The following is a 274-nucleotide window of genomic DNA, read 5'->3' on the forward strand; positions in this document are numbered from 1 at the left end:
GTTTTGACCTCGGGCACCTCCATAATGAGACGCTCGGCAATCAGGCCGACGCGACTGGATTCAGCGAGTGAGATGCCCGGATTGAAGAGCATATTGATGGTGAGCGTGCCTTCGTTGAACGGCGGCAGGAAGGCGCGAGGAAGAAGAAACGCGGCGAACCCCGCTGTCGTGACGGCGAGGAGCGTTATGGCCATCAACGCGCGCTGGTGGCGAAAGGCGCGTTCGAGTAGCGCAGCGTTACCGCGCTTGAGCAGGCGCACCAGCGCGCTGTCGC

The 274-nt window shown here is 62.4% G+C and carries 1 protein-coding gene; it reads right to left on the reverse strand.

Annotated elements, in window-relative coordinates; genetic code table 11:
* On the reverse strand, window positions 1-274 hold a 274-nt coding region (locus RVY79_RS19575), incomplete at both ends, for an efflux RND transporter permease subunit (RefSeq protein ID WP_317466239.1).

Source organism: Chromohalobacter sp. HP20-39 (genome assembly GCF_033052815.1).
Taxonomy (GTDB): Bacteria; Pseudomonadota; Gammaproteobacteria; order Pseudomonadales; family Halomonadaceae; genus Chromohalobacter.